5 protein-coding genes and 1 pseudogene are annotated in these 5,336 nt (G+C 66.9%); 5 read left to right on the top strand and 1 reads right to left on the bottom strand.

Annotated elements, in window-relative coordinates; genetic code table 11:
- The 5 genes from Q1V87_RS00530 to Q1V87_RS00510 form a co-directional block, all read left to right on the top strand.
- The coding region (locus tag Q1V87_RS00530; protein WP_300590396.1) for an ATP-binding cassette domain-containing protein at positions 1-314 on the top strand (314 nt) is incomplete at its 5' end.
- A 25-nt stretch (positions 315-339) separates the two neighbouring features.
- Positions 340-1,563 (top strand): multiple monosaccharide ABC transporter permease, encoded by a 1,224-nt coding sequence (gene mmsB, locus Q1V87_RS00525; RefSeq protein ID WP_300590395.1) that lies wholly within the window; start codon positions 340-342, stop codon positions 1,561-1,563.
- A gap of 53 nt (positions 1,564-1,616) precedes the next feature.
- Positions 1,617-2,426, top strand: coding sequence for a 16S rRNA (cytidine(1402)-2'-O)-methyltransferase (rsmI, locus tag Q1V87_RS00520; protein ID WP_300590394.1), 810 nt, complete (start codon positions 1,617-1,619; stop codon positions 2,424-2,426).
- A 38-nt stretch (positions 2,427-2,464) separates the two neighbouring features.
- A complete protein-coding gene (metG, locus tag Q1V87_RS00515; protein ID WP_300590393.1) occupies positions 2,465-4,042 on the top strand; it encodes a methionine--tRNA ligase in 1,578 nt (525 codons plus the stop codon).
- Entirely contained in the window at positions 4,039-4,920 is an 882-nt protein-coding gene (locus Q1V87_RS00510) for a TatD family hydrolase (protein ID WP_292725700.1), read from the top strand. The genes metG and Q1V87_RS00510 overlap by 4 nt, the downstream gene beginning before the upstream one ends.
- Here the strand turns inward: Q1V87_RS00510 and Q1V87_RS00505 are convergent.
- Positions 4,902-5,336: pseudogene (locus Q1V87_RS00505) on the bottom strand (hypothetical protein); the annotation flags it as partial. The gene Q1V87_RS00510 and the pseudogene Q1V87_RS00505 overlap by 19 nt on opposite strands.

Raw genomic sequence — 5,336 nt, 5'->3', positions numbered from 1 at the left:
GCACGCTCTCGGGCGGCAACCAGCAGAAGGTGGTGCTGGCGAAGTGGATGTTCGCCCAACCGTCGGTCGCCATCCTCGACGAGCCCACCCGCGGGATCGACGTCGGAGCGAAGTACGAGATCTACACGATCATCAACAAGCTCGCCGCTGCCGGTAAGGGCATCATCGTCATCTCGTCCGAACTGCCGGAACTGCTCGGCATCTCCGACCGCGTCTACGCGATCTCGGAGGGCCGCATCACCGGCGAACTGCCCGTCGAAGAAGCGACACCCGAATCGGTCCTCAAGCTCATGACCATGGAAAAGGCCCGCTGACGGGCCGCGCAGGAGAACAGACACCATGTCCAACGACATCCCGAACACCGAATCCACGGCAGCCGGAGCGCTCGTCAACCCGCCCGACAACAAGTTCACCCGATGGTTCAGCAACATCCTCGGCGACCTCGGCAAGAACGGTATCTTCATCGCCCTCATCGCGGTGGTGGTGTTCTTCACCATCACGACCGACGGCATCCTGCTGCGCCCGCAGAACATCTCGAACCTGATCGTCCAGAACGGCTACATCCTGGTCCTCGCGATCGGCATGGTGATGGTCATCATCGCCGGTCACATCGACCTGTCGGTCGGGTCGGTGGCTGCCTTCATCGGTGCCCTCTCGGGCGTGTTCGCCGTGCAGTGGGGGCTCCCGTGGTGGCTTGCGATCGTATTGTCGCTGCTGATCGGTGCCGTCGTGGGAGCCTGGCAGGGATTCTGGGTGGCGTTCGTCGGCATCCCGGCCTTCATCGTGACCCTCGCGGGCATGCTCATCTTCCGCGGGCTCGCGCTCGTGGTCCTCGGCAACGCGAACATCGGGTCGTTCCCCGAGGAGTATCGCGCGCTCGGCAACGGATTCCTCACCGGTGTGTTCGGTGAAGGTACCCCCGACATCTTCACGCTGCTGGTCGGCGCCGCTGCGATCGTGTTGCTGGTGCTGAACCAGGTGCGCTCGCGGGCCGCCCGGGTCAAGTACGGCCAGGAGGTCGACCCGATCGTCTGGTTCATCGTCAAGCTGCTGCTGGTGTCGGCCGCGATCGTGTTCTTCATGTTCTCGCTCGCGATGTACAAGGGCATCCCGGTGACTCTGATCATCCTGGCGGTGCTCGTCCTCTTCTACGGCACGATCATGAACCGGTCGGTCTTCGGCCGCCACATCTACGCGATCGGCGGCAACCGTCACGCCGCGGAGCTGTCGGGCATCAAGACCCGCCGCGTCGACTTCCTGCTGTTCGTCAACATGGGCTTCCTCGCCGCGCTCGCGGGACTCATCTTCACCGCGCGTCTGAACCTCGCCGGCCCCAAGGCCGGTGACGGGTTCGAGCTCGAGGCGATCTCGGCAGCCTTCATCGGTGGCGCGGCAGTCCAGGGTGGCGTGGGCACGATCGGCGGTGCCATCATCGGTGTGCTCAACAACGGTATGTCGATCATGGGCATCGGTATCGAGTGGCAGCAGGCAGTGAAGGGCCTCGTGCTGCTGCTCGCGGTCGCCTTCGACGTCTACAACAAGCGGCGCTCGGGCAACAGCTGAGTCAGTCGAGTGGGCACGGCCCCAGCCTGAGGCGTCAGCCCTAGGCTGGGGCCGTGATCATCCTCGCCGCCACGCCGATCGGGAATCTCGGCGACGCGTCCCAGCGCCTCATCGGCGCGTTGGAAAATGCGCAGGTGGTCGCCTCTGAAGACACCCGGACGACGCAGCGGCTCCTCGCCGCGCTCGGCATCCAGAACCGGCCCCGCCTGATCGCCCTGCACGATCACAACGAGAAAGCCCGCGCTGCCGAGCTCGTCGAGCTCGCGCGAGCGACCGACGTGCTCCTGCTGTCGGATGCCGGGATGCCGACCATCAGCGACCCGGGATTCGGGGTGGTAGCTACGGCAGCCGGCGCCGGGGTCGCGGTGAGTGTCCTCCCGGGCCCGAGCGCCGTCCTCGCAGCTCTGGCCGTCTCGGGTCTCCCGACCGACCGATTCACGTTCGAGGGCTTCGTGCCGCGGAAGGCGGGGGAGCGGCGCAGCGCACTGTCGGCTCTCGGTGCCGAGCGGCGCACGATGGTGTTCTTCGAGTCCCCGTCGCGGCTCGCGACCACCCTCGCCGACATGGCTGCGGCCTTCGGCGCCGACCGCCCAGCCGTCGTGTGCCGCGAACTCACGAAGCTCCACGAAGAGGTACGCCGCGGCCCGCTCTCGGATCTCGCCGCCTGGGCAGACGACGGCGTCAGGGGTGAGATCGTCATCGTCGTCGGTGGCGCTGCCGGCCCCGCCATGTCGTTCGAGGACGCAGTTGCCTACGTTTCGGATCTGCTCGCGCAGGGAAAGCGCCTGAAGGATGCCTGCGCCGAGGTCGCCGCAGCATCCGGTCACTCGTCGCGCGAGCTGTACAACGCGTCGCTGTCATAGACCCGCGGGGCGGCGCCGGCCCGAACTAGACTTCTCGGGTGAGTTCCGGCAGTTCCTTCTACATCACGACGCCGATCTACTACCCGAGCGATGTTCCGCACATCGGCCACGGGTACACGACGGTCGCCGTCGACACGCTCGCGCGTTGGCACCGGCAGTCCGGCGACGACACCTGGATGCTGACCGGAACCGACGAGCACGGCCAGAAGATGCTGCGGGCTGCCGCCGCGAACGGCGCGACGCCGCAGGAGTGGGTCGATCGCCTCGTCGGTGAATCCTGGTTCCCGCTGCTTCGCACCCTGGATGTCGCCAACGACGACTTCATCCGCACGACGCAGGCTCGCCACGAAGAGCGCGTGACGCAGTTCGTCCAGGCGATCTATGACAACGGCTACATCTACGCGGGCGAGTTCGAGGCGCTGTACTGCGTCGGGTGCGAGGAGTTCAAGACCGAGGCCGAGATCATGGACGGCACGGGGGCGTTCGAGGGCCTCAAGGTCTGTGCGATCCATTCGAAGCCGCTGGAGCTGCTGCAGGAGAAGAACTATTTCTTCAAGCTCAGCGAGTTCCAAGACCGCCTGCTCGACCTTTACAAGAGTGTGCCCGACTTCGTGCGGCCCGAGTCTGCGCGCAACGAGGTGGCATCCTTCGTCCGCAGCGGTCTAAAGGACCTGTCGATCTCGCGATCCACCTTCGACTGGGGCATCAAGGTGCCCTGGGATCCCTCGCACGTCATCTATGTGTGGGTCGACGCGCTCCTGAACTACGCCACGGCTGTCGGCTACGGGTCCGACCCCGAGCAGTTCGCACGGCGCTGGCCGGCCTATCACGTGGTCGGGAAGGACATCCTGCGCTTCCACGCCGTCATCTGGCCCGCGATGCTCATGGCTGCCGGCGTCGAGGTGCCCCGCGGTGTTTTCGCGCACGGCTGGCTGCTCGTGGGCGGCGAGAAGATGTCGAAGTCCAAGCTCACGGGTATCGCGCCGACCGAGATCACCGACGTCTTCGGCTCCGACGCTTACCGCTTCTACTTCCTCTCGGCCATCGCGTTCGGTCAGGACGGGTCGTTCTCCTGGGAGGACCTGTCTGCCCGATACCAGGCAGAGCTCGCGAACGGATTCGGGAACCTCGCCTCGCGCACGGTGGCGATGATCGGGCGGTACTTCGAGGGAATCGTGCCGCCGCCCGCGCAGTACACCGACGCCGACCTCGCGATCCAGCGGGTTGTCGCGGAGGCTGCGGCGAACGCGGATGCCGCGATCGAGCGCTTCCGGATCGACGAGGCGATCGCCGCGATCTGGACGATCGTCGACGAACTCAACGGCTACATCACCGAGAACGAGCCGTGGACTCTCGCCAAGGATGACGCGAAGCGCGCCCGACTCGAGACCGTGCTGTACACCGCCGCCGAGGGTCTGCGCGCGCTTGCTCAGTTGCTCTCGCCGGTGATGCCTATCTCGACCGAGAAGCTCTGGATCGCCCTCGGCGCTGCCGAGACCATCGGCCGGCTGCAGGATCAGCCCCTTCGCGAGGCGGGGAGTTGGGGTCAGCTGAAGCCGGGCACCTCGATCAATGGCTTGGCGCCGCTGTTCCCCCGGGTCGAGCAGCCCGCGTGAGCGACCCGAGCGCCTACGTGCGGGAGAGGTCGGCATCGGGTCGGCGTGACCTCACCTACCCCCCGCTGCCTGAGCCGGTGGCTGTTCCGGTGTACGACAACCACTGTCACCTCGAGATCGTGGACGGCGACGACCCGCTGGGCCTGTCGGAGCAACTCGCCCGCGCGGCCTCGGCGGGGATCGCGGGTGTGGTGCAGGCATCCGGTGACGTGGAGTCGTCGCGGTGGGCGGTGTGGGCCGCGGAGCATCACCCGCAGGTTCTCGCAGCGGTGGCGATCCACCCGAACGAGGCACCGACCTACGAGGCGGCGGGAGGCCTCGATGAGGCGATCGCGGCGATCGATGAGCTTGCCGCCCACCCTCGGGTGCGGGCGATCGGCGAGACGGGGCTTGACTTCTTCCGCACGGATGCCGAGGGTCAGCCGGCTCAGTACCGGTCTTTCGAGGCGCACATCGCTCTGGCCAAAAAGCACGGCATCGCAATGCAGATCCACGACCGGGACGCGCACGACGAGGTTCTGCGCCTGCTCGAGAGCGTTGGCGCGCCCGAGAAGACCGTCTTCCACTGCTTCTCCGGGGATGCCGAGATGGCGCGGATCGCCGCCGACCGCGGCTACTACCTCTCTTTCGCGGGCAACATCACGTTCAAGAACGCGCAGAATCTGCGCGATGCGCTCGCCGTGACCCCGGCGGAGCGCATCCTGGTCGAAACCGACGCGCCCTTTCTCACTCCGGTACCCCACCGTGGGCGCCCCAACGCGCCGTATCTCGTGCCGATCACCCTGCGCTTCATGGCAGCAGAGCTGGGTGTTTCCGTCGACGAGCTCGCCGCCCAGGTCGCCGCGAACACGCTCGAGGTTTACGGCACGTTCGCCTGAACGGAAGCGCGCGGGACCCCGTCGTCCCGGCGGATGCGGCTCGGGGTCGCGCGGGTCGTTGATCCACCTTCCAACTCCCACGGCAGCACGACCGGCGAGCTCGGGGTGCTCGCCGTCTCCAGCGCGTTCACGAGTTCGGGAAAGAGCAGCGCGGGAGCGAGCTCGGGGTGGACGCACACGTGCGTCACGCTCAGGCGGCGGTTGAGTGCGCAGTCGTGAAGACAGAGCGCGACAAGCTGCAGATCCCGCGGCAAGACGACATCGAGCGCGGCGAGGTCGAGGAACAGGCGCGGCCCCTCCTGCGCGAACGAGAACAGCCCGTCGACACCGTGCAGCAGGAGTTCACGGATGCTCCCCGCAAGCTCCAGGCTCGCGGCATCCACCCGGGCGACGATCGGCGCCTGACCGCGGCTGGC

The organism is Microbacterium sp. (assembly GCF_030149085.1).
Lineage (GTDB): Bacteria > Actinomycetota > Actinomycetes > Actinomycetales > Microbacteriaceae > Microbacterium.
This window is presented reverse-complemented; position numbering and strand designations above follow the sequence as displayed.